Below are 232 nucleotides of genomic sequence, written 5' to 3'. Positions count from 1 at the left end.
ATTGCAGGGGTGAAGGACATTAGTGATATCAAAGCTCGCTATCATGGCAGCAGTGTATTGGTGGATGTCGTCATTCATGTAGACCCAAAGCTGAATGTAGTCGAAAGCCACACCATCACCGAGAAAATTGAAGCTCGAATGAGAAAGGTGCATAAAATAAGCGTGGTTCATATCCACATTGAACCAGAGCAGAGAATCGCTGAAAGATAAAATGCGAAAACCTGTCCAGAAG

The 232-nt window shown here is 43.5% G+C and carries 1 protein-coding gene; it reads left to right on the top strand.

What is annotated here, in order from left to right; all coding sequences use genetic code 11:
- The coding region (locus SB773_RS34910) for a cation transporter dimerization domain-containing protein (protein ID WP_410595161.1) at positions 1-210 on the top strand (210 nt) is incomplete at its 5' end.
- Positions 211-232 lie beyond the last annotated feature (22 nt).

The organism is Bacillus sp. SIMBA_074 (assembly GCF_046534555.1).
Taxonomy (GTDB): domain Bacteria; phylum Bacillota; class Bacilli; order Bacillales; family Bacillaceae_G; genus Bacillus_A; species Bacillus_A mycoides.
The sequence above is the reverse complement of the archived record's forward strand: the minus strand, read 5'-3'. Positions and strand labels throughout refer to the sequence as shown.